Raw genomic sequence first — 24,242 nt, 5'->3', positions numbered from 1 at the left:
TCATCGAAACCGCTATCTATGGCCGGATCGGACATCGGACGGTGATGATCTGTGAGTTCGGAACTCGGGAAGGTTCACGCCATGACCCGTGGCGACAGTCGTCGACCCGCATGGCGTTCGGCATGCACGGTCGCCGTGACCGCGCTGCTGAGCCTGGTGCTGTCGGTGTTCGTGCCGGTCGCCGGAACGGCGGCGTCAGGCGTCGTGGGCGCGGCCGCGCCCACGCTCGGCGGCGTGGCCGGGCAGGACGTCGGCGAGCCGGCGGAGGATCACGGCCTGCCGGACGGCTACCAGGACGTGATCGTCTTCGGGGATCCGGACTCCGAAACGGCGCACGGGCTGGCGGCGGAGTCGACGGCCGTCGTCGAGGGCGGCCTCGGTCAACCGGCGCGGGTGGCGCAGCCGCTGGACCCGGTCGACATCAAGGGCGGCGAACTCCGCTTCACCATGCGGGTGGACCCGGTCGCCCAGAACTACTTCACGCTGAAGTTCTGGGGCGGCGACGAGTCCGGCTACAAGACCATCGCCTACATCAACGGTGAGCAGATCGGCTACCGGCGCTCCGGTGACTATGAGGCGAGCAACATCGGCTCCAGTAACCCGTTGCCCGGGCGGTTCTACTACAACACGATCATGCTCCCGCTGGAGCACACCCGCGGGGAGGAACTCGTCGAGATCACCGTGCGCACCTACCACGGCGGGTTCTCCGGCGACGTGACCGAGGACTCGCGCGGCTATTACCGCGCCTATACGCACACCACGGCGCATCTGGACGTCTCCGGCGAGGAGCAGGGAGGGTTCGATCCGCCGGCCGACCCTCGGCCGGACCATTCCGAGGCGGAGAAGCAGGATCTCATCGACGGCTACACCGCGAGCCAGGTCAAGCTGTTCAACGACTACTCGGCCAAGGTCGACGCCGGCGATGGCGGAAAGCTGTCCATCGTCCGCTACCAGGACGAACTCCGCTTCTACGCGCAGTGTCTGTTCTACGACTGGTGTCCGGCCCAGAGCGAGGCCGAGAAGCGCACGGCCGTCGACCGGATCCTCAAGACCATCGACAACCACGTCCTCGACTACTACGGCAACACCAGGCTGCTGCTGCGCGGCGGCCACCAGGGCGATTGGGGCGGCTACTACGGCGCGCTCGGTGAGGCGCTCTACATCATCGAGAACCTCCTGGCCGACGAGGACATCTACGGCACGGACGAGTTCGAGGCGTTCCTCGACCAGCCGTTCGCGACCGGCACCGAGGAAGGGGAGACCTCCCTGCCCAGCGAGGATTGGGACGGCGGCGAGCTGACCCGCCGGGAGGCGTACGAACGGGTGCTCAAGGCCAACTTCGACTTCGCCCGGTCGCGGCACTCCTACATCTACAACCAGGTCCTCTACACCTACGAGGGCGCCTGGGAGGCGCACGAAGGGCTGCGGGTCATCGGCTCGGAGTTCTACGAGGGCAAGGAGCGCAGCCACCAGATCCTGGGGGAGGCCCTCGGCTGGGAGCCGTATCTCGGCGAGGAGGTCCTCGTCGGTCCGGAGGGCGAGGAACTGGATGTGTATCACTCGCTGTTCTGGCACGACCAGAACGCCCGGTTCACCGACGACTACGTCCAGATCATCGGCAAGGGGCTCGCCCAGTCGAAGCTGGACGACAACGGCGACGTGGTGCGGCGGCTACCTTACGGCGAGCACTACACCGGTTTCACCAAGGCGGGCCTGACCAGGGAGAACACCTACGTCGCCAACTACGGCGAGACGGTCAACTACCTCCCGGAGTGGGTGTTCCGCACGCTCGACCACGCCGGCGACGAGGAGCTGGGCGACCAGATCCTGAAGAGCGCTCTGAAGAACATCCATGCCCGCGGCTATGCGCGCTACACCGGCGTCGACGGCGACGGCCATCGGGTCATGCGGATGCAGCAGGTGGTGGACGAGCGCAACGCGTCGTACCCCGGCTGGGACGGCTACGCGGTCCGGGTCGCGGAGGGCAAGGCGCTGCTGTGGGCGTCACTGGAGAAACACATGGCCGAGAACGCCGAACGATACTCAGGCGAGGAGTGGGACGAGTACTGGGACTACGCCCGCGAAGCCGTGGCCTTCGCCCAGCAACAGCTGGCCGATCACCAGTACTTCAACCACTTCGGCAACGTGATGTCGAAGAACAAGGTCGACTACCAGCTGGCCGACACCTACGCGTACATCACCGAGGGCCGAGCGGAGTACGAGCGCTTCGACGGCGTCGCCGCCGGTGCCGTGCACCCGCAGACCGACTTCGACTACTACACCGAGCAGGAGATCGCCGAGCTGGGCGTGGATCCGGCCGACTACGAGCGGTTCGCCTGGGTGGACATCGACAACATGTTCGTCTCCCTGCGCGACGGTGATACCCGCATCTTCGGCTCACTCTTCGAGCGCAACCGCGGCTACGCCGGCAACGGGCGGCTGCACGTCATGAACCCCACGCACGACACCATCGTGCAGATCGACACGGATGCGCGGCTACAGGCGCAGGACTACTACGCCCGCATCGACAACATCGACGTCGACTTCATGGAGGACCAGCAGACCCGGGACGGGAACCTGCCGCAGGCGCTGGCCGGTGAGATCGCGCCGATCGCCTACCAGCCCGGCGTCGGCACGGTGAACCGCGACGGGCTGGAGCCGGACACACCGTACTCCGGCTACGCCGACTTCCTCACCGCCCGCTACGGCCACTACTTCTTCGCGTTCAACACCACCCGCGACGAGTACGGCAACGCCCAGACGTTCGAGGTCGACGTGCCGTCCGATCACGACGGCTCGACGGTGCTTGACCTGGTCTCCGGCGAGGAGCTCCCCGTCGGCGACGGTGGGACGGTCAGCGTCGCGCCGGAGACCGCCGTCGTCCTCAAGCTCGACGGCACTGCCGACCCGGAGCCCACGCCGGGCAGCGTCGACTTCGTGACCGCGCTACCCGATGCGGGCGAGACCGTCGTGAGCTGGAAGGCGGCCGGCGGCGCGTCGTCGTACACCATCCGGCGTTCGCAGGACGCCGACGGGCCGTTCGAGGTGATCGCCACCGGGGTCGAGGGCACGTCCTACGTGGACGAATCGGTGCAGAACGGGCGGACCTACTACTACACCGTCGCCGGGGAGAACGAGAGCGGCTCGGGTTGGGCGTCGTACGCGACCGGGGTGGAGGCGAGCGAAGCGGTCTCCCAGGGACTGCACCGCACCGATTGGCGGGACGACCGGGTCGGCGACGTCGACCGGGGCCGGGCCAGCGCATCCGAGCAAGGCATCCGGATCGCCGGCGCGAACGGCTCAGGCCTGGGCGACGGCAACGACCACATCATCTACGAGCGGGACATCGAGGATTCGTTCCACTTCGTCCACCAGGTCCTCACCGGCAGCGGTTCGGTCCGCGCCCGGATCGACCAGGTGCGCGGCGACCTGAACGGTGTCATGCTCCGCGATCACCTGGAGGCGGAGAAGGGCCGGTACATCTACCTCGGGGCCGACGCCGACGGCGATCTCGTCCTGCGGAACCGGTCCCGGGACAGCTTCCACGACTGGCAGGACGAGCAGCGCAGCCCGCTCACCGTCGAGCTGGACGGCTACCACGTCGACGACTACCCGCACGTCAAGCTGGACCGGGACACCGACTCGCACATCGTGCACGCGTACGTCTCGGCGGACGGCTCGGCATGGGAACACGTCGGCGAGCTGTTCACCCCGATGCCGGACGCCGTGCACGCCGGCGTCGTCGCGGATACGGCTGCGTCGTTCGGGGACGCCGTCGTCGCGCCGCACGCGGACGGCGAGCTGACGCCGTACGTCGAGCGCGAACGCGAACTGGTGACCGTGCGCTGGAACAAGCCCGACCGGGCGGTTCGCTTCGACGTGTACCGCTCCGACGACGGCGACCAATGGGAGCAGATCGCTGACCACGTGTTGACCTTCTCCTACGACGGCGAAAGCCTGCGCCACGGTAGCCGGCACTACCGTGTGGTCGCCTTCGGCGCGGACGGTTCGGAGCTCGATTCCGGGGAGGTCACCACGGCCGGTGAGCCGATCGCCGACGTCATCGCCTATGCGGAGAGCGTGCCTGCAGAGGACTACACGAAGGGCAGTCATTACCGGCTCAGCCAGGTGCTGGAAGACGTGAAGGCACAGCTGGAGGAGCCGGGGCACGACGAGCGCGCGCTGATCGATGCGATCTACGACGCCGTCGACGCGCTGGTCTCCGTCGACACGCTGCTGCAGGAGGTGCAGCTCGACCCGTCCATGGTGGAGGCGTCGACGATCGTGTGGCCGGGTGAGGGCACCAAGCAGGAGAACGGCTGGAAGGCGTTCGACGACGACACCGCCAGTTACCCGGACACGCTGCAGCCGACCAGCTGGATCGACGTCCGGCTTGGTGCGGAGAACGCCGTCGCCCTGGACGCGATCCGGATCTACCCGCGGGAGAGCCACATCTCTCGCGCCAACGGCACGGTCTTCCAGGGTTCCGATGACGACGGCACGACCTGGGACGACCTGCTGACCGTCGGCGGCGTCGACGAGGCTCGCTGGTACCAGTTCGACCTGGAGGAACGCACCGACGTCTATGAGCGGCTACGGATCTGGGACGACCACGACGGCCGCTGCAACCTCGCCGAGGTGGAGCTGCTGACCCGGGTGCACGACACCACGTTGCTGACCCTGCTGCTCGACGAGGCGGCCGCCGTCGACCGAACGCAGTACACGGAAGCGAGCCTGGCCGCGCTGGATGAGGCCGTCGAACACGGCGACTCCGTTCTGGCTGACCAGCAGGCGACTGAGCAACAGATCGACGACGCGGCCGAGCGGCTCCTGCAGGCACTCGACGGTCTGACCGCCACCTGATCATGTACCACTTTGCGCCCCGTGAGGGGCCTCAATCGGCACATGATCAAGAACTGAGAAGGAGGTGCGACGTGTGTGGAACAGGAGGGGCCGCGTGGTCGCCGTGCTGCCGATCGACAAATGTCGAAAACAGTTGCGTCGCCCTCATGTGTCTTGTCGCTGTGGCACGCGCCCATAATGTTCCGAGCTCGCGGATGCGGAATGCGCATAGCCGCTCCGGATGGAGATAGAGATCACATGCATAACCACCATAGAAAGAACCGAAGGGGGTGAGCCGGAATGGCCGAGATGTTGAGCGCACGGCCGGAAACTGACGCCTCCGGCGGTTCGAAGGGCAAGAAGAGGCGTCCCGCAGCACCGACCGAGCGGGTGTCGTGGTCGCTGGCCCTGCTGGCCGTTCCGGGTGTGGTCTACTTCCTGGTCTTCGCGTACCTGCCTATGGCCGGCCTGGTCGTCGCATTCAAGGATTTCAATGTCTCCGACGGCATATTCGGCAGCCCGTGGAATGGTCTGGATAACTTCGAATATTTCATCTCCACCGGAAGCGCTGCGCGCATCATTCTGAACACGGTCTTCCTCAACGCGTTGTTTCTCACGGCGACGCTGGCGTGGGGGCTGCTCCTGGCGATCATGCTGAACGAGATCCGGCTGCATATGTACAAGCGGGTCACGCAGTCGGTGGTGTTCTTCCCGTATTTCGTCTCGCCCATCGTGATCAGCGTGATGCTCCAAGTGCTGCTGGCGGGCGTCGGCGGCGAGGGCGGAGCTGTGAACGACATGCTCAATGTCTTCAACCTCCCCACCCTGACCTGGTACACCGAGCCAGGGGCGTGGCCGTGGATCCTCACCGTCGTCAAGGTCTGGCAGCTCGGCGGGTACATGTCCGTGATCTTCCTGGCCGCGATCACGGCGATCCCGCCGGACGTGTACGAGGCGGGCGTGATCGATGGCGCCAGCCGGGCTCGCATGGCGTGGTCGATCACGGTGCCGCTGTTGCGCCCGACGGCGGCCATCCTGGTGGTGCTCGGAATCGGGCGGATCTTCTACGGTGACTTCGCCGTCATCTACGCGATCATCGGCGACAACGGCGTCCTGTTCTCCACGACGGACGTCATCGACACCTATGTCTTCCGAGCGCTGCGCAGCCTGGGTGACTTCGGGACCACGGCCGCCGTCGGTCTATTCCAGGCGGTGCTCGGCTTCATCTTCGTCACCATCGCGGTCCTGATTCAGCGCCGCTACGCCCGAGACAGCAGCATCCTATGAGCGCCTGGACCAGTCGCCACCTGACCGGTGGCGACAGCGAAGAAGGACGGGAGGACGCAATGGCGTACACGAACGATGGCAGCGCCACTGCGCCGGCGGACGCGACGGCTCGGGCGGGCGCCCATCGGGCGTCGTCGACGACCCCGCCGGGAGACTCGACGACCCAGCCGGGACAGGACGGACCGACCCGGCCGAGAACGCCGCCGGCCGGGCGTCAGCGCGCGCAGAAGCGCGCCCGGGTCAGGACGACCGAGCCGTTCACCGTGGTCAGCTACATCGTGGTCACGCTGTTCGCGCTGTTCTGCCTGATCCCGCTGTGGATGATTGTGGCGGGCTCGTTCACGGACGAGACCAAGCTGTCGCTCGACGGGTACAGCCTGTTCCCCGACCCGTTCTCGCTGGACGCGTATAAGGCGCTGTTCTCCGGCCAGGCGATCGGCAGGGCGTACCAGGCGACCCTGTTCATCACCGTCGTCGGGACGGCGTTGTCCGTCTCGTGTACCGCGGGCCTGGCGTGGGTGATCGCGCGCCGGATGCGGGTGATCAGCCGCCCGTTGACGGTCTTCGCCTACCTGCCCCTGCTGTTCAACGTAGGGCTGGTGCCGATGTATCTGCTGATCACCCAGGTGCTGCAGCTGCGTAACAGCTGGTTCGCGGTGATCCTGCCGCACATGCTGATGCCGTTCCTGGTGTTCATCACGGTGGCGTTCTTCCGCCAGATCCCGCAGGAGATCCTGGACTCCGCGCGCGTCGACGGCGCCAGCGAGCTGCGGGTCTTCTTCCGGATCGTGCTGCCGCTGTCCAAGGCGGTCATCGCCGTGATCGCCCTGTTCTATGCGGTGGCGTACTGGAACGAGTGGTTCTGGGCGATCCTGTTCCTTTCCGATCCCGACAAATACCCGCTGCAGCAGCTGCTGCAGAACATGATCGCGAATGTCACGAACGCCGCGATGCTGCCCGGCGGCAACGCGCCGACGGTTCCGGTCTACCAGCTCCGGCTGGCGCTCACCGCCGTCACCATCGGACCCATCATCCTCGCGTATCCCTTCGCCCAGAGGTTCTTCGTCAAGGGCCTGACCCTCGGCGCCACCAAGGGCTGACCATCGTGCACGGCCGACAGGTGCACCGCTGATCTTCCATCCCACCGCAGACCAACCCACCCGTATCGAGCACGAAGGAGCTCTCATGACCAGCTCTCATACACTCTCCCGCCGAGGCTTCCTCGGTATGACCGGCAGCCTCGGCCTCGCGGCGGCGTTCGGCCTGTCCAGCTGCGGCAATGACTCCGGCTCCGGTTCCTCGGGCGGCGGCGGTACGGTGACCGCGATCATGCCCGGTACGGTGCCGACCGGCTGGGACGCCGTCCTGGAGCAGGTGAATGAGAAGCTCGAGGCCGACACCGGGCTCACCCTCCGGGCCGAGTTCATCAACTGGTCGAATTACCAGGAACAGGCGCTGCTGAAGTTCACCGCCGGCGAGAAGTTCGACAACGCCCTGCAGGCGCTCTGGCTCAACATGGCCCAGCTGCAGCAGGACGGCGCGCTGGCTGATCTCACCGACGAGTGGGGCACGTACGAGAACCTGAGTGCGACGCTCGATAGCAGGCTGATCGAATCCAACTCCTGGGACGGCAAGCTCTGGGGGATTCCGCAGGTCAATAGTGCGGGCCGGTGCCAGCACTTCGCGGTGCGCCAGGACCTCGCCGACGAGCTGGGCTTCTCCGAGATCACCGACTTCGAGACCCTGGAGCGATTCTTCTACGCGGTCAAGGAGAAGGACGACGGCACCATCCCCTTCGGCGTCGGCTCGGGCAGCGGCTATCTCAACGTGATGCCTGTTCCCGCCGGCATGCTCAATGCCGCGTCGTGGGAGGACCCGCATACCATCGCCAAGGCGTTCTCCGGTCGCGGCCTGTTCTTCATCTTCGCCCGCGACGCCGTCGACACCGGTTCCAGCCGCCCCGTGCCGTTCTGGGAGGACGAGGGCGCCATCGATGCCATGCACCGGATCCGGCAGTACTACCAGGACGGCATCATCAACAAGGACGCCATCAACACCGACTCCGATACGATCGGCGACCAATGGACCGCCGGCAAGTACGCGGCGAACTGGGCCATGACCGATGGCCTGACGAGCAACGCCATGCCCGCCCTCACCAAGGCCGTCCCGGGTGCGATGCTGGCCAACGTCCTTCCGTATTCCGGTGGGTTCGACGCCAAGCCGAACCAGACGTTCCAGGCCGACAACCTGGTTGTGGTCAACGCCAACGGCGGGAGCGTGGAGAACGCCCTGACCTTGCAGGACTGGCTCTCGATCAAGGAGAACCACGACCTCGTCGAGTACGGCATCGAGGGGACCCACTGGGAACCGGTCGGTGACGACAAGTTCGAGGCGCTGGGCGACTACGAGTTCCCCGGCTACTCGCTGTGCTGGCGGGCGAGCCTGCAGCGCAAGGCGTCGTACATGACCGAGTCGGAGGACCGGGTCTTCGCCTGGGCACAGGACTTCGACAACTTCACCGTCGACCCGTTCGCGTCGTTCATCCCCGACACCGAACCGGTGGAAAAGGAGCTGTCGGCGATGGAATCGGTGATCACCGAGTTCGCCAACCCGCTCTACTACGGCATCGTCGACGTCGACGACCAGCTCGACAAGCTGAAGAAGGCCGCCGAGGGAGCCGGCCTCGAGAAGCTCCAGGCGGAGATGGAGAAACAGGCCGACGCGTATCTCTCGAACAACGCGTGACGAGGCTACCCGATTGACCGCTCGCGGGACCTGGCGACGTGGGAGTACGCCCGAGGAGGTGGTGCGGCGATTCGCGTGCATGCGGGGGACCCGTCCGCACGGGGGACTCGACCCTCAAGGGGAGGCAACGATGCCGACACACGACAACAAGCAACCGGTGCACGGCCACAACTCCATGATCAGCCGACGAACCGTATTGAAGACCGCCTTGGCGACCGGCGTCGGTGTGGCCGGAGCAGGCACAGGGCTGCTCGGCGTGGCCACACCCGCGTCGGCGGCGGTGACGCATCCCGGGATGCTGCACACCCAGGCCGACTTCGACCGGATGCGGGCCCGGGTCATGGCCGGCGACCAGCCGTGGCAGGCGGGCTGGGAACGGCTGATCGCCAACTCGCACTCGCATCCGGGCTGGACACCGAATCCGCAGGAGACCATCAAGCGCGGAGGCGGCTCCGGCCAGAACTATTCGATCCTGTACAACGACATCCACGCCGCGTATCAGAACGCCCTGCGGTGGAAGATTCAGAACAACACGGATCATGGCGATACTGCCAGGGACATCTGCAATGCCTGGTCGGCGACACTACAGGAGATCACCGGGGACACGAACGCGTCTTTAGCAGCGGGGATCTACGGATACCAATTCGCGAATGTCGGCGAGATCATGCGCGACTACCCAGGTTTCAATCTGGGCCGCTTCCAGCAGATGATGAACGATATCTTCTATACGCTGAATCTCGACTTCCTCGTCCGGCGCCACGGGACCTGCGATTCGCACTACTGGGCGAATTGGGACCTGTGCAACATGAACTCGATCCTGGCGATCGGGATACTGACCGATGACCAGTCCAAGATCGATTGGGTGGTCGACTATTTCTACAACGGTGTGGGGCAAGGCTCCATCCTGAACGCGATCCCGCACCTGCACGAGGACGACACGTTGGGGCAGTGGCAGGAAAGCGGCCGCGACCAGGGCCACACCTTGATGGGTGTCGGCCAGATGGGCGCGTTCTGTGAGATGGCCTGGAACCAGGGTTATGACCTGTACGGGGCCCACGACAACAGGTTCATGAAGGCTTGCGAGTACATCGCCAGGTACAACCTGGGGAACTCGGTGCCGTTCACCGACTACTACTGGGAATCGGGCCACAACTGTGATCCGAACTGGCATACCCAGATCTCCGACCACAGCCGGGGCCAGTTCCGTCCTGTGTGGGAGCGGGTCTACAACCACTACGCCGTTCGCCGTGGCTTGAGCGTGCCCTACACGGAGCAGTTCGCCACCGATGTTCGGCCCGAGGGTGGGGGCGGCGATTACGGCAGCACCAGCGGTGGCTTTGACCAACTCGGCTTCGGCACGCTCACGTGTACCAGGCTCTCAGGTGGTGATGGCCTGGATATCGTCTCCGGCGCGACCTACACGCTGGTGTGCGAGCGCAGCGGGATGGCGTTGGACAACGGCAACGTGACCACCGAGGGTGCGTCGGTGATCCAGTGGACGGTCCACGGTGAGCCGCAACAGCGCTGGCGGATCACCGACGTCGGCGATGGCTACTACAAGCTGGTCTGTGAGCGCAGCGGAATGGCGTTGGACAACGGCAACGTGCCGGACAACGGCGCGTCGGCGATCCAATGGACGGACAACGGTGGCGCACCGCAACGGTGGCAGGTCATCGACGTTGGCGGCGGCTATCACAAGCTGGTCTGTGAGCGCAGCGGGAAGGCGTTGGACAACGGCAACGTCACCACGGATGGCGCATCGGTGATCCAGTGGACCGATCACGGTGGGCCGCAGCAGCGCTGGCGCCTGACTAGAGTCGGCTGATCCTGCGGTCGGCATTGTCCGATATCCGATTGACGGCGGGTCTCGCGACCAAGAGACACGGGACCCGCCTCCCTGCACAGTCCGGATCGTTAGTCCCTAGGTAGTCGTCCGCACGCCCGACGAGTAGCGGCAAGCGCACGTTCCGCAGCCTGGATGAGCTACCCAGCCTCCCCAGACCCAATGGGCATGGTCTCGTGGTGGGCATCGGTTGCCCTGCAGGGATCCCGACACGCAATCCGCTGCATGAATACCGGCAAGCACCGCGTTTCCCGCGGCGGCCGAGGTGGCATCGTCGTCGAGGGCCTTGCACGCTCCCCGACGCCGCGGACGCGGGGATCGGGGACGTGGCAGCGTCTAGGGCAGCGAGGGGCACAGTACGTGAAGCGATTTAGGCGACGATGTGAAGTCGAACCCCGTGGCGCGCACGACGACGTTGCCGGTGCGTCGTGACGCAGGCCGAGGGCCAGACGGTGGCATCGAGTGGGCCGGCCGGGAGGTAACCCTTGGCGGCGTCGGGCCCGATCGGACTGCTTGCGAGCCCGAGCGTGGCATAGTCGGCGACGGCCATCATGTCCACCAGCCGGGTCACCGCGGCTGGGTGCCCGGTGAACGGGTGGACCTTGGCCCGGCCCCGGGTACAGGCGATGAGATCGGCAGGATCGGTGATCTCACGCAGCGCGCTCCGCAGGCGCGAGGCCTGCACAAGTCCAAACCAGGAGGCGGTGTTCCCGCTCAGGAGTGCAATCAGCTCCCCAGGCGGTGTGCTCGGCCCACACCCGGGTACGGCCGCCCTGGCGTTCGCCCAGCGCTCGCATGCTCCTGGTTCCGCGGCAACTCTCTTGTGATCGAGTACTTCGACGAGGGTCCCTAGCGGCGCTGGTTCTGGTAAATATGCGGCGAAATGACGCACGTCGGGCGCGACCGGATCGCGGCATGATCGGACGCTAGATCGGGGTTACCTTGAGGCGACGCAGGGCGAGGGCACGCCACAGCGTGCCCTGGTCAGTCGATGAGCACGGCGACGACCGACTCGCCGCCGGCCCAGCTCGCCACGAGCGCCGGACCAGTAACTGCGTCGCCTAGGTTGCGGGCGATCCGCACCGTCGCGCCGTCCGCCGATGCGCCCGCCCTTGCGCTCAGCCGCACCGTCGGCTCCCGGATCCCGACCAGCCGGCCGTCCTCCCACAGCTCGAGGACCGCCTGGTCCTGCTCGCCCAGGACGGCCCGGCGGAAGCAATCGAGCGCGACCGGGTCGGTGGTGCCGTCGTACACCCAACGTGGCCCCAGCTCGGAGTGCTCCACCGTGCTCACCAGCCGCGCCTCGTCATCCACGAGTGGCGCGCCGCGGTAGGTGAACACCACGTGCTGCAGCTGCACTTCGTGCCGTACCACGAACGCCTCGACGCCGACCTCGCCCGCGGGGTCCTCAAACCTGTAACTGCAGAGCACCTCGACCGGCCCGCCGAGCACCGCCTCTAGCAACTCGGGCTTGGTTGGCCGGATCGTCGCGGAGTGCAGAATGGCCATGTCGCAAGACCATACAGGTGGAAGGTTGCCGGACTGGCGACCAGCCCCGACAGCCCGCTCATTGGCATGAGGGGGTTGCACCTGCGCACTTGGCGCGAACAAGCCGTCATAGGGGGCGAAGTAACGCATCTTCCCGGATGCGCCTATTGCACATGGTCGGACGGCGCGCGGAGACGGCGGTCACAGTCGGTAGTCGCCTGCGACCTGCGTGGGCATGGCCGGTCACCGCGCTGGCAAGCGAGCAGCTTGGACTGCACCACGGTGATGTGTTGGTCGACGACGTGCGAGAACTGTTGGCGGACCTGGAGTCCGAGTTGGACGCGTTGCCCGCCGTGATCTACGGTCACTCGGCCGGCGGAGGTGTCGCCGCGGCCGTCGTGGCGGCCCGTCGTGCCGTCGACCCGGCGATCGCCCGCAGCCGCGACACGATCCCCAGTCCTCCTTGGCCGGAGGCGGTAGAGAAGATCACCGCCGCCGGTGTCCCGCTTCTCGTCGTCACCGGAGCCCGAAAGACTGGCATGACGGCCGAACACCAGCGGATGATCACCGACCGCGGCGGCCGAGTCGAGGTCATCGACGGTGCTTCGCATTTCGTGCGGCGCGACGCGCCGGAGCAGTTCATGGCACTGGCGGAGCCGTTCATCGCGCAGGCATTCAGCTGACAACCATCCGGCTTCGAAGCCCACATGGTGTGTGAGACACGGGAAGACCATCGCATGAGCTCGTGGAGTGGCAGCGGCTGGGCTCCATTGACACACGTGAGTGACATGTTTACGTTGTGAGCGTTAACACTCGTTGATGGAAGGACCCGCGTGGCGAACTCCACCATGACCGCCGTCGTCAACCTCGATGTCCCCGGACCCACGATCAGCCGGCACCTTTATGGCCACTTCGCCGAACACCTGGGGAGGTGCATCTACGACGGGTTCTACGTCGGGGAGGACTCGGCGCTCTCCAACATCGGCGGGATCCGGACCGACCTCGTGCAGGCGCTGCGGGCGCTGGACATCCCGAACCTGCGCTGGCCGGGTGGCTGCTTCGCGGATGAGTACCACTGGCGCGATGGCATCGGCCCGAAGGAGTCGCGGCCGAGCATGGTGAACACCCACTGGGGCAATGTCGTGGAGAATAACCACTTCGGCACCCACGAGTTCATGCAGCTGTGCGAGATGCTCGGTGCCGAGCCGTACATCTCCGGCAACGTCGGCAGTGGCACCGTGCAGGAGATGAGCGAGTGGGTGGAGTATCTGACCCGCTCGGGCGACTCGCCGATGTCGCGGCTACGCAAGGAGAACGGACGCGAGCAGCCGTGGAAGGTGAAATTCTGGGGGATCGGCAACGAGACCTGGGGTTGCGGCGGCAACATGCGTGCCGAGTACTTCGCCGACCTCGCCCGTCAGTACGCCACTTACTGCAAGAACCACGACGACAACGTGCTCTACCGGGTGGCCTCCGGTGCCCGTGACGACGACTACTCGTGGACCGAGACCCTGATGAAGTCGATCGGTTCACTCGGCGGTTCGCCGGGTCCGCGCGACCTCTACCAAGCTACCTCCTTCCACTACTACACGTCCGCGCCGACGTGGGAGAACAAGGGCAGGGCCACGTCGTTCACCGATGAGGAATACGACCTCACGATGGCCAAAGCCTGGCGGATCGACGAGATCATCACCGGGCACTCTCGCGTGATGGACTGCTACGACCCGCAGGCTCGCATCGGTCTGGTGTGCGACGAGTGGGGCACCTGGTGGAAGGCGGAGAAGAATACGAACCCGAGGTTCCTCTTCCAACAGAACACGCTGCGCGACGCGCTGGTAGCCAGCCTGCACTTCGACATCTTCCACCGGCACGCACGCCGGTTGACCATGGCGAACATCGCGCAGACGGTGAACGTGCTGCAGGCGATGATCCTCACCGAGGGTGACCGCTTCCTGCTGACGCCGACCTACCACGTGTTCGAGATGAACAAGGGTCACCAGGACGCGACCCTGCTGCCGCTCCATGTCATCCAGGACAGTGCGCGGCGTGAGGCGGACGGCCTCGAGTTCGACGCCGTCTCCGCCTCCGCCAGCGTCAAGGATGGGCGGGTGCTCGTCTCGGCGACCAATCTGGATCTGCACGACGACGCCCGGCTGCGGCTGGACCTGCGCGGTGGCCCCTGGACGCTGGGCGAGGCGCGGATCTTGACGGCTCCGGCGGTGCGGTCGCACAACACGTTCGACGATCCGTCGGCGGTGTCGCCGCAGAAGTTCGACGGCGCGGACCGCGACGGGGACGCGCTCGTCGTCGATGTGCCAGCTCACTCGTTCGTCACCGTACAGCTTGGCCTCCAGCCGTGACCGGACTTCAGGGGGCCGATGTGACGCTCGTCGCGCTGTGGTGACCATCGCCTGCGGAAACGGTCCATAGTCGAGCACATCAGGCGAATAATCGCGGGAGAGTTGTCGGTGGCTGGTGGCACCATGGATACGTGAACACCTGGGTGACTCGCTCGACTCTGATCGGGCGAGAGGCTGAGCTGGCGGATCTGCGCGCCGTCTACAAGGGCGTGTCCGCCGGTGAGCCGGCGGCCGTCCTGGTCAGCGGCGAGGCCGGCATCGGCAAGACCCGCTTGGTCGAAGAGTTCACGGCCGAGGTCGCTGCCGAGGGGACGCGGGTCGTCGTCGGGCAGGCGGTCGAACTCGACGGCGAGGAGATGGCCTTCGTCCCGATCATCGGGCTGCTGAACGGCCTGCTCACTCAGCTCGGGCCGGAGAAGCTCGTGGAACTCGCCGGTCCGGGTGGCCAGGCTCTCACGGCACTGCTGCCCGAGCTCGGTGGCGCACCGGACCGCGGCGCAGAAGGGCGCGGGCGGCTGTACGAGGTGTTCACCACCCTGCTCGAGCGCGTCGCCGCCGAGAAACCGCTGGTCGCTGTCGTGGAAGATCTGCAATGGGCGGACGGGCCCAGCCGCGACCTGTTGCGCTTCTTCGTGCGGAGCATGATCGGCACCCGAGTGATGCTGGTGATGACGATCCGTGCGGACGAGGTCGGGCGTGGTCATCCTGTCCGATCGCTGCTGGCGGAGTTGGAACGGAGCCGGCGTGGGGCGCGGCTGGACGTGCGCCGGCTCAGCCGGGAACACGTCGCGGCGCAGCTGAAGAGCATCGCCGGACGCGAGGTGGATCAAGACCACATCGAGCGGGTCTGGGTACGCAGCGAGGGCGTCCCGTTCTACGTGGAAGAACTCGCGCTGGTGGATCAGGATGGTGACAACGGCCAGCTCCCGGAGTCGCTGCGGGATCTGCTGCTGGTGCGGTTCGAGTCGATGCCGGAGCCGACCCAGAGGCTGATCCGGCTGATGTCCCTGGCCGGTCAGTATGTGGACCACTCCATGCTCGAGGCAGTGGCCGAATACGACGTTGGGTCATTGGAGTCGGCGCTGCGCGACGCCATCTCCGCCGGCGTCATCGTCGTCGACGGCGATGGCTACAGCTTCCGGCATGCGCTGCTGCGCGAGGCCGTCCATGACGACGTCCTGCCCGGCGAACACGCCCGGGTCCACGCACGTTACGCGCGCACGCTGGAGGAACGTCCGGCGCTGGTGCGCGACGGACGGGTAGCCGCGTCGATCGCGCACCACTGGTACTTCGCACATGACGTCGAGCGTGCCTTCCAATGGTCGCTGCGCGCGGCCGACGAACTCGTCGGCGAGTATGCACACGCATCCGCGCTGCTGATGCTCGAACGGGCCCTGGAACTGTGGGATCAGGTGGAGGATCCGGAGAAGGCGTCGGGCGGCACCAGGGTCGATCTGATGCTGCGTGCCTGTAAGGAGGCTGGTCAGGCCGGTGAGGACGAGCGTGCGACGGCGTTGGCGCGGGCAGCGCTCGAACACGTCGATGTCGAGTCCGAACCGGTGCTGGCCGGAGAGGTGATGGGCTGGATCGGCCGGATGATGTGCCGGACCGGTATGCATGGTGCGGTGGACACCCTGGTGCGCGCGGCGGAGCTGATCCCGGCGTCCCCACCGTCGGTCACCCGCGCCCAGGTACTGGAGTCCGTGGCCATGATGCTCATGCTCGAATGGCGGTACGACGAGGCGCTCGCCGCGTGTGACGAGGCAGAGCAGGCTGCCGCCAGCGCGGAGGCCGAGCACCTGGTCGCGTCGGTGCGGATCACCCGGGCATCCGTCTGGGCAGAGCAAGGGCGCGCCGACGAGGCGATGGCCGAGTTCGCGCGGGCACGCGCTGTGCAGACCGATGTTCCAGGCACCCAGATCCGCTACCACGTCAATGTCTCGCATGCGCTGAACCTGTTCGGCCGGTACAGCGAGGCGGTGGAGGTCGCCACCGAGGGCAAGACGCGCGCCGCGGCGGTCGGTCGCAAACGCACCCAGGGGTCGATGCTGTCCGGCAACGCGGCCGAGCCGTTGTTGGCGCTCGGCGAATGGGACCGCGCCGAGCGCCTCATCACCCGCGGCCTTGAGCTGCGGCCGGCGACGGACCATGTGGGTCACCTGCACAACCTGCGCGGCCGGCTCGCGCTATGGCGGGGCGAGCTGGACACGGCGGAGCAGATCGTGGCCGAGTTGCGCCGTGGCGTCGCCCGAAACGCGACGTACCCGCAGCACAGCAGATACATCGCTCGGACCTATGCGGAGCTGCTGCTCGCCCGTGGCGACGTGGACGGGGCCTGGTCCGCGGTGACCGAGGTGCTGCGCGAGCCGGGCAAGGCCGATGCTCCGGGGTTCGATCTGCCGCTGGCGTTCGCCGGCGCTCGGGCGCTGGCGGAGCGGATCCGTGCGCGCGGGCTCGATGACGCGGAGAACCGTGCCGATGTCGAATGGCTCCGTGGCGCCGCGGCGCGGCTTTCGGAGAGTTCTCCGATGCCGCTGTGGCGATTGCTCGTCGAGGCGGAGCTCGGCGGGCTCGGCTGTGCGGGCGACGACCCGGCGGCGTGGGACGTGGTCTTGGCCGAGCTGTCGACGATCGAGGGTCCGGTGAACCTGATCTCCTACGCCAAGCACCGCAAGGGCGCAGCGTTGCTGGCGAACGGCGAGCGGGCGGCGGCCAAGGTTGTTCTGCATGAGGCCGCCGCCGAGGCGCGCGCTCTGGGTGCGACCTTGACCCTGTCGTCGATCGAGGAGCTGTGCGCCCGATCGGGGCTGGGACTCGACGGACCTGGAGCCGACGGCGCCTGGGGGAAAGCCGAGACCGAGCGGACGTTCGGACTGACGGCACGAGAACGTGAGGTGCTCACGCTGATCGCGGCCGGCAAGAGCAACCGCGAGATCGGGGAGGCGTTGTTCATCAGCACCAAGACCGCAAGCGTGCATGTGTCGAACATCCTCGCCAAGCTGGGCGTGTCGGGTCGCGGAGAGGCCGCGGCCGTCGCGTACCGGGAAGGGCTGGCCGGGGACGTGCCGGCTCCGGCGCCGTAGCCGGACGACGCATCAGCCGATCCTGCTCGCCTCGGCCCCGATCGTCGTGGTGTCGCCGTGGCCCGGATGTACCACGGTCTCGCCAGGCAGCGTGAACAGGCGGTCGTGGATCGAGCTGAGGAGCGCATGCGAGTCGCTGAACGAACGCCCGGTGCCGCCCGGCCCACCGTGCAGCAGCGTGTCTCCGCTGAACAGCGCGCCGATCGACGGGACGTGTAAGCAGACGGACCCGGGCGAGTGCCCTGGTGTGTGGATCACCCGGACCTCGGTTCCGCCGACGCGGAGGACATCGCCGTGTGCCAGATCGTGGTCGGGGCTGACATCGGGGTAGACACGATCCCAGAGCATCCGGTCGGCGGGGTGCAGGTGGATCGCAGCCCCGGTGGCATCGAACAGCGCTCCGATGGCGCTGAGATGGTCGTCGTGTCCATGGGTGAGCACGATAGCGGTGGCGGTGCGGGCCCCCACCGCTTCGAGAATAGCGTGGGCATTGTGGGGAGCGTCGATGAGCATGCACTCGTGTTCATCCCCGAGTACCCAGGCGTTGTTGTCAACATCGACTGTCTGCCCGTCAAGGTTGAAAGTACCGGACGTGACCACGTGGTCGATGTTTAAAGTCATGAACCGCTCCCGTGATACGCGGTGATAGTCCATTCGACCAGGATACGGATCATCCGTTCGGCTGACGCGGCCCGGTCCCTTTCTCTCCTGCATGACCGTGTGTCCAGGACTGATGCTGATTAACGCGTGCCGGCCCGGGTTGACGACTAAGCACAACACTTACTGCCGATGTCCATTGTCGAATGAGCCCGACGCGTCTCCGCCGACCGTTGCTCTCGATCTGCCGGGTATCGCACCAGTTCGTGGATGAGCATGTCTGACCGGACCGGCCGCGCAGCGGGAGCGACGACGGCAGCTAGGGTACGTGGGAGGAGGTTGCCTGATGGGACTGTTCGACCGAGTCAAGGACCTGTTCAGCGGGGACAGCGGGGAGACGCCGCCGGACCTGCCGCTCGACGTCGACACGCGTCGCGCCCAGCTCGACGAGCTGGAGAACGCACTGCGTGATCTCGCGCGAGCGATGGCCGGCGATGAGGAACGCATGTCGAATCCGGGGTGGCGCGGTCGAGTGGAGGACCTCCGTTTTGCCGCCAATGAGGCGGGTCGGCTCGCTCACGAGGGGTTCGACCGGGCGGCGTTGCACGATATCGCGGCCGAGGTACGCCCGCTGTATGGCCCCGGCGAGCCACCCCCCGAATACGCCCCGTACGCGGAGCAGCATGGCCGGGTGATACGTGCGGCGGCCGCGGTACGGGCTCCGCTGCAGAGCGAATCGGGGACGCAACCGTAACTGCCGCCGGTCGGTGTTGAGCAGCTTGGTGGGCGAAGAGGCAGATCGAGTCGTTCTAGGCTGTTCCGCTCGGGGCCACCGTTCCGACATGGCGGCGGGTCGCCGTCGCGTGGCGGTAGTGCTATGCGGCCGCGTTGGCCAGGCGGCGGGCGATCTCCAGGTGGTCGCGCGAGCCGACCGTGTGTCCCACGTGCCCCGCGTCCACCAACGGGTTGTCGAATAGCCCGTACCGCCGCTTGAGTCGCACGATGCGCTCGATGGACTGGTCGATCCGGTCCTCGCTGAGGTCTCCGTCCTCGACGGCCCGGCGGATGGTCTTCGCGGCCGCGGCGAAGGAACCCTCGGTGGGCAGCAGGAGCTGATCGACACCGGCCTGCAGGGCACGCAGCGGCGTCTCCTCGTCGTTGTAGGCGATGCGGGCGGCGGACATCTCCAGGCCGTCGGTGATCACGACACCGTCGAAGCCGAGCTCACCGCGGAGGATGTCGGTGATGATCGGCCGGGAGGTGGTAGCGATCGACTCGGAGGGATCGAGCGCGGGAAACACGAGGTGTCCGGTCATGATCGCATCCACGTCCGCATTGATCGCGACTTCGAACGGCGGGAGGTCGATTTCACGCCACTGGCTCCGGCTGTGCGTGATCACCGCCCGGCTGGTGTGCGTGTCGGCCGTGGTGTCTCCATGTCCCGGGAAGTGCTTGACCGTCGCGGCCACACCGCCTTGGTGGAAGCCCTGGATCTGTGCCTTGACGAACGTGCACACGGTCTCCGGGTTCGTCCCGAACGAACGGTCGCCGATCACCGGGTTCTCGGGGTTGATGTTGACGTCGGCGACCGGTGCGTAGTCCTGGATGATGCCCATGGCGCGCATCTCCCGGGCGAACAGTGTCGCCCCCTCTTCCGCGGCGTGCGGGCCCAGACCGGCAAGCGCTCTGGCGCTGGGGAGCCAGGTAGCCGGCGGAGACAGCCGGGCCACCTTGCCGCCCTCCTGATCCGCGCCGATCAGCAGCGGAACCGGGTCGGTCGCCGGACGGTCCATGGCCGCCTGCTGTATGCCGTTGGACAGCTTGGCGATCTGTGCAGGGTTGCGGATGTTCCCGGCGTTACGAAAGAGGACGACACCCCCCGGCTGGTACTCCGCGACGAGTTCGGCTGCGTTGTCGACGCCGTACGCTTGCTGGTTGCGCCGGACGGATTCCTCGTCTGTCGCATCGGCGGTGGCGCCGTACACGCGGAGCACGAACAGCTGAGCAATCTTCTCGTCGAGCGTCATCGTGGGGAGTTGCATCATTGCCCTAACGTTTCCATGTCGTCCGCCCTAAGCCCACTATCGAGAGCGACCTACCGCTGTCTCCGACAGAAGTGGATCATACCGCTATGATCTTCTCCCGGGAGCGCTCCCGATAATCCCTTTCATGGTCGCAATGTGATGGATGTCGCCTTCGCGTGAGACTATCTTCTCCCTGTGCTGCGGTGGAGGGGGCGGTGGGTGCCGGTCTTGAGCCGACGGCCACTGTGATAGAGCAGCTTAGGCCGACACGGACGTACTGTCGCTGGTCAGAGGTCCAAGTCGGGCATTTCGCCCAGAAGTAGCGACGGGTGCGGGTTTCGCCGGCTGTGCGGGACGGCGCTCGGGCGAAACTGGGTGCGTGGAGGTGTTGCGGATGAGCGCACATGCGGATCGGCACCGTGCCTGGCGGGCCTTTGAACCAGGGCCTGTGGCCGCCGGGCCGTTGCGGTTCGTGGTGGAGCCTCGACCGGAACCGGCGGCGGGCGAGCTTCTGGTCCGGGTGCTGGCGTGCGGCGTGTGCCGGACCGACCTGCATGTCGCCGAGGGTGATCTGCCGGTGCATCGCCCGGCGGTGATCCCGGGGCATGAGGTGGTCGGTGAGGTGGTGGCGGTCGCCGCTGCGGACCGGGCCGGCGGGGCGGTGCGGGTGGGTGATCGCGTCGGCATCGCCTGGCTCCGTGGCACCTGTGGACGGTGCCGCTACTGCCTGCGCGGAGCGGAGAATCTGTGCCCGCGCTCCGTCTACACCGGGTGGGACGAGGACGGCGGGTACGCCGAATTCGCCACGGTGCCGGAAGATTACGCCCTGGTGCTGCCGGAAGGCTATTCCGACGTCGAGCTGGCGCCGCTGTTGTGCGCCGGCATCATCGGATACCGTGCGCTGCAACGCGCAGAACTCCCCCCGGGCGGCCGGCTCGGAGTGTACGGATTCGGGGGCAGCGCGCACCTCGCGGCACAGGTGGCGATCGCCCAGGGTGCCGTCGTCCATGTATTGACACGCAATCCGCTGGCGCGCGAGTTGGCGCTCGACCTCGGCGCGGCGTCCGCCGCGGACCCCGCCGACGGGCCGCCGGAGGCGCTGGACTCCGCGATTCTGTTCGCACCGTCCGGCGATCTGGTACCGGTGGCACTCGCCGCGCTGGACCGTGGCGGGACGCTCGCCGTCGCCGGTATCCATCTCACGGACGTTCCGGCACTGAACTACCAGCAACACTTATTCCTCGAGCGCCAGCTGCGGACCGTGACGGCCAACACGCGCGCCGACGCCCGAGCATTCCTGCGGTTCGCCGCCGAACACCGGCTGCATGTCGCCACCGTGGCGTATCCACTGGACCGGGCCGACCAGGCAGTACGCGACCTGGCCGGCGGTGCCGTGCGCGGCGCCGCCGTCCTCGTGCCCTGAACCGGGGCCGTCCGTCGTCTCGGGCCGTCGCCTCGCGCCTTCGTTGCCGGCCCTGGTCATGCCGGGTGCGCAGCAGCATGCGAGGGTCATGGAGCTGCGCTGCATCAGCTCCATGACCCTCGCTGCTGACGACGTGGCCCAGCGGAACCTCGTCCCGGTCACCCGGATCTCAGTGGTCCCACTCCACCATCGGCTTACAGGCCTCGGGTGCGACGTCCTCGTCCTCGCCGGGGATGAGCACCTCGGTGCGGTCCGGGTCGGCGTAGCACTCGGCGTCGTCCTCGGTGGAGTCGTACACGAGCTCGCCGGCGGCGTCGTAGCCGCGCAGCGCGATCATCCTGGTGTCGACCTCGTCGGTCGGGAAGAACCAGTAGCCGTCCCGCATGATCGCATCCTGCTCCGGTCCGCCGGAGACCTGCACCGTGACGCGGTCGATGGTGCTGGTGTACAGCCCGTAGTCGGCCTGCTTCGCCTCGACCGGACCGCGGAGGTAGGGCAGGTCCTTGGCCGCCGCGCTGCCGAAGAGACCGGCACCGGCGAACCGGCCGGAGCCGTTCAGCGAGCAGTGGAGCTTAGTGTCGCCCTGCTCCGCGATGAGCCAGGCCGCGGGGGTCGTCGGTTCGGCATCGACCTCCGCTCGGATACCGAAGAGCGGCTCGTATTCACTCCACTCCTCGACGCTCTCGGTGCAGGCGGCGAACGCGGCCTGGACCTCGTCGTCGGTCATGTCGACGGCTTCCGGCGCCGGTACCTGCTCGGTGCTGGAGAAGTCACCCTCCTGCTGTGACTCCTCCATCCGGCGCTGCTCGTACTCCTCGGCTTCGATCACCTCGGCCCGTTCGGTCTCTCGTGGATCGACGCTGAGGTCCTCGTCGGTGACGAATGCGAACGCCTGCTCGAGGTCGACATCGACCTCCGAGACCGGCTCGGTGCTGTTGTTGCCGAACAACGTGTGCACGCCGATCCCGGTCAGCGATCCGTCCGCGCGCTCGTAGACGACGCTGAACACCAGGTCCCTCGCGGGGTCGCCGTCGCTGACCCACACTGTCTCGTCGGTTCCCGGGATGGTCTGTTCGGTACACGCATCGGTGCCGATCTCGCAACCCATGGTCACCGCGAAGTCGTCCAGCGCATGCTCATCGGAGGACACGTAGCCGGGGGTCGTCACTCCGGCCTGGATCATGCCCAGGCCACTCTCCCCGGGGACGGTCCAATCGAGCTTGGTGGAGATGCGCCAGTTGCCATCCCCGTCGTTGCCGGTGCCGGCGTTAGCGCTCTCTCCCGGAAGGTGTTCGTGCGCGGGGTCGAGGTGTTCCACCGCCGTGTCGAGCAGGAGTTGTCTGGTGGAGTCGAAACTCAGCTCGGCACCCGCCGGCTGCTCATCCGGCTCGGGCTCCGGTTCGGGGGCCGGGCTTGTGTTGTCCTGTTGGGTCAACGTCTCGTTGCCGGCGACGTCGAGCTCGGGGCCGTTCGCCGGGTCGTCGCCCGGGAACGTGAAGGCCGCGGCAGTCGCCACGGCCGCGACGCCCGCGACACCGGCACTCCACGACGCCACCCGCCGGCGTCGCACGTACCGCTCGCCGCGCTTGAGGTCATCGGCGGCCGTCGAGGTCGCGGCCGGCTCATCGGGGAACTTGACGCCCCGGAACAACCGTCGCATCTGGTCGTCGTCGTTCATCATGGTCGCCTCTCCATCGTCATGTCATCCGCCGACAGGGTGGTGCGCAGGCTGGCGATCGCGCGAGCGGTCTGGCTCTTCACCGTTCCCGTGGAGCAGTTCAGGTCGCTGGCCGTCTCTTCGACGGACAGCTCGAACCAGTAGCGCAGCACGATCGTCGCTCGCTGGCGCTGAGGCAACGCCTTCAGCGCGGTCAGGAGGGCGTCGTTGTCCTCCAGCGAGAGGGCTTCCGGTGCGGCCTCGTCGAAGCCATCGAGGCCGACCTTCTCTCGACGCCAGGGGCGCCGCTTCTCGTCCAGGTAGGCCCGGACGATGATGCGACGCGCGTAGGCGTCCTCCGCGCCGTCGGTGTGGATGCGCGGCCACGCGGCGTACAGCTTGACCAGCGCCGTCTGCACCAGGTCCTCGGCGAGATGCCAATCACCGCACACCAGGTATGCGGCGCGGCGGAGATATCCCCGTCGGGCATTGACATATTCCACGAACTCGTCAGCTCGTGTCTGATGTCTACTCACGAAGACCTTCCTCCCTGGCGTCATTTCCCTGTCGACCACTAAACGGAGCGCGCGGGAGATCGGTTGTCGGCCGGACGGAAGAAATTCTGCCGGTCCGCCGGGACGTCGGCGAATCGAGAGCCCTGGGGCTACCCCCACTAAGGCTCGGCGGATGGCACCAGCGCGGCACGTGCTCGCCGGCGACAAGTATGTGAGACACCGGATCGATCCACCACCGCGGTCCTGGAGGTGGCGTCGGGGATCTGCCCGATTCTCGATGCGTCGGACCCGCGGAACCGACAAGCCGACTCATGATCTTGACCGTTCTCGAACGCCCAGGAGGGCCGTGCGGTGTCCACGACACGATCAACACGATCA

General features: G+C 66.8%; 16 protein-coding genes. 10 read left to right on the top strand and 6 right to left on the bottom strand.

Translation table 11 applies throughout. The annotated features are described in order from the left end of the window. The first annotated feature begins 81 nt into the window (after positions 1 to 81). From G1H10_RS21305 to G1H10_RS21285, 5 genes are all read left to right on the top strand, one after another. Entirely contained in the window at positions 82 to 4,863 is a 4,782-nt protein-coding gene (locus tag G1H10_RS21305) for a Tat pathway signal protein (RefSeq protein WP_163741511.1), read from the top strand. 279 nt (positions 4,864 to 5,142) lie between these two features. Continuing rightward, positions 5,143 to 6,129 carry an ABC transporter permease subunit gene (locus G1H10_RS21300; RefSeq protein ID WP_216853517.1) on the top strand — a complete coding sequence of 329 codons (987 nt, stop codon included), beginning with the start codon at positions 5,143 to 5,145 and terminating at the stop codon, positions 6,127 to 6,129. Positions 6,130 to 6,188: 59 nt separating this feature from the next. Beyond that, positions 6,189 to 7,229, top strand: coding sequence for a carbohydrate ABC transporter permease (locus tag G1H10_RS21295; protein WP_163741509.1), 1,041 nt, complete (start codon positions 6,189 to 6,191; stop codon positions 7,227 to 7,229). A gap of 85 nt (positions 7,230 to 7,314) precedes the next feature. After that, entirely contained in the window at positions 7,315 to 8,874 is a 1,560-nt protein-coding gene (locus G1H10_RS21290; RefSeq protein ID WP_163741508.1) for a DUF3502 domain-containing protein, read from the top strand. A gap of 130 nt (positions 8,875 to 9,004) precedes the next feature. Then, positions 9,005 to 10,699 (top strand): RICIN domain-containing protein, encoded by a 1,695-nt coding sequence (locus G1H10_RS21285; RefSeq protein WP_163741506.1) that lies wholly within the window; start codon positions 9,005 to 9,007, stop codon positions 10,697 to 10,699. A gap of 388 nt (positions 10,700 to 11,087) precedes the next feature. On the opposite strand, the gene G1H10_RS21280 is transcribed toward G1H10_RS21285, so the two are convergent. Both G1H10_RS21280 and G1H10_RS21275 read right to left on the bottom strand, forming a co-directional pair. After that, positions 11,088 to 11,402, bottom strand: coding sequence for a hypothetical protein (locus G1H10_RS21280; RefSeq protein ID WP_163741504.1), 315 nt, complete (start codon positions 11,400 to 11,402; stop codon positions 11,088 to 11,090). Positions 11,403 to 11,701: 299 nt separating this feature from the next. After that, on the bottom strand, positions 11,702 to 12,226 hold the full coding sequence (locus tag G1H10_RS21275; RefSeq protein ID WP_163741502.1) for a maltokinase N-terminal cap-like domain-containing protein: 525 nt from the start codon (positions 12,224 to 12,226) through the stop codon (positions 11,702 to 11,704). A 152-nt stretch (positions 12,227 to 12,378) separates the two neighbouring features. Between G1H10_RS21275 and G1H10_RS21270 the strand changes: the two genes are divergently transcribed. The 3 genes from G1H10_RS21270 (at position 12,379) to G1H10_RS34060 (ending at position 17,648) form a co-directional block, all read left to right on the top strand. Beyond that, positions 12,379 to 12,888, top strand: a complete 510-nt coding sequence (locus G1H10_RS21270) for an alpha/beta fold hydrolase (RefSeq protein WP_163741500.1) — start codon at positions 12,379 to 12,381, stop codon at positions 12,886 to 12,888. A gap of 165 nt (positions 12,889 to 13,053) precedes the next feature. Continuing rightward, positions 13,054 to 14,565, top strand: coding sequence for an alpha-N-arabinofuranosidase (locus tag G1H10_RS34680; protein ID WP_163741607.1), 1,512 nt, complete (start codon positions 13,054 to 13,056; stop codon positions 14,563 to 14,565). Positions 14,566 to 14,696: 131 nt separating this feature from the next. Further along, positions 14,697 to 17,648, top strand: coding sequence for a helix-turn-helix transcriptional regulator (locus G1H10_RS34060; RefSeq protein WP_163741498.1), 2,952 nt, complete (start codon positions 14,697 to 14,699; stop codon positions 17,646 to 17,648). Between the two features lie 12 nt (positions 17,649 to 17,660). On the opposite strand, the gene G1H10_RS21255 is transcribed toward G1H10_RS34060, so the two are convergent. Then, entirely contained in the window at positions 17,661 to 18,269 is a 609-nt protein-coding gene (locus G1H10_RS21255; protein WP_163741605.1) for an MBL fold metallo-hydrolase, read from the bottom strand. Between the two features lie 322 nt (positions 18,270 to 18,591). Here G1H10_RS21255 and G1H10_RS21250 point away from each other — a divergent pair, with 322 nt between their 5' ends. Next, positions 18,592 to 18,999 carry a hypothetical protein gene (locus G1H10_RS21250; RefSeq protein WP_163741496.1) on the top strand — a complete coding sequence of 136 codons (408 nt, stop codon included), beginning with the start codon at positions 18,592 to 18,594 and terminating at the stop codon, positions 18,997 to 18,999. A 121-nt stretch (positions 19,000 to 19,120) separates the two neighbouring features. On the opposite strand, the gene G1H10_RS21245 is transcribed toward G1H10_RS21250, so the two are convergent. Further along, positions 19,121 to 20,290, bottom strand: coding sequence for a glycoside hydrolase family 3 protein (locus G1H10_RS21245; RefSeq protein WP_163741494.1), 1,170 nt, complete (start codon positions 20,288 to 20,290; stop codon positions 19,121 to 19,123). Positions 20,291 to 20,663: 373 nt separating this feature from the next. Between G1H10_RS21245 and G1H10_RS21240 the strand changes: the two genes are divergently transcribed. Further along, positions 20,664 to 21,692, top strand: a complete 1,029-nt coding sequence (locus G1H10_RS21240; protein WP_163741492.1) for a zinc-binding alcohol dehydrogenase family protein — start codon at positions 20,664 to 20,666, stop codon at positions 21,690 to 21,692. A gap of 169 nt (positions 21,693 to 21,861) precedes the next feature. Here G1H10_RS21240 and G1H10_RS21235 read toward each other — a convergent pair whose 3' ends face one another. Beyond that, positions 21,862 to 23,373 carry a hypothetical protein gene (locus G1H10_RS21235; protein ID WP_163741491.1) on the bottom strand — a complete coding sequence of 504 codons (1,512 nt, stop codon included), beginning with the start codon at positions 23,371 to 23,373 and terminating at the stop codon, positions 21,862 to 21,864. Then, positions 23,370 to 23,885 (bottom strand): SigE family RNA polymerase sigma factor, encoded by a 516-nt coding sequence (locus G1H10_RS21230; protein ID WP_216853515.1) that lies wholly within the window; start codon positions 23,883 to 23,885, stop codon positions 23,370 to 23,372. Before G1H10_RS21230 ends, G1H10_RS21235 begins: the two co-directional genes overlap by 4 nt. Positions 23,886 to 24,242 lie beyond the last annotated feature (357 nt).

Source organism: Phytoactinopolyspora halotolerans (assembly GCF_010550675.1).
Lineage (GTDB): Bacteria > Actinomycetota > Actinomycetes > Jiangellales > Jiangellaceae > Phytoactinopolyspora > Phytoactinopolyspora halotolerans.
The sequence above is the reverse complement of the archived record's forward strand: the minus strand, read 5'-3'. Positions and strand labels throughout refer to the sequence as shown.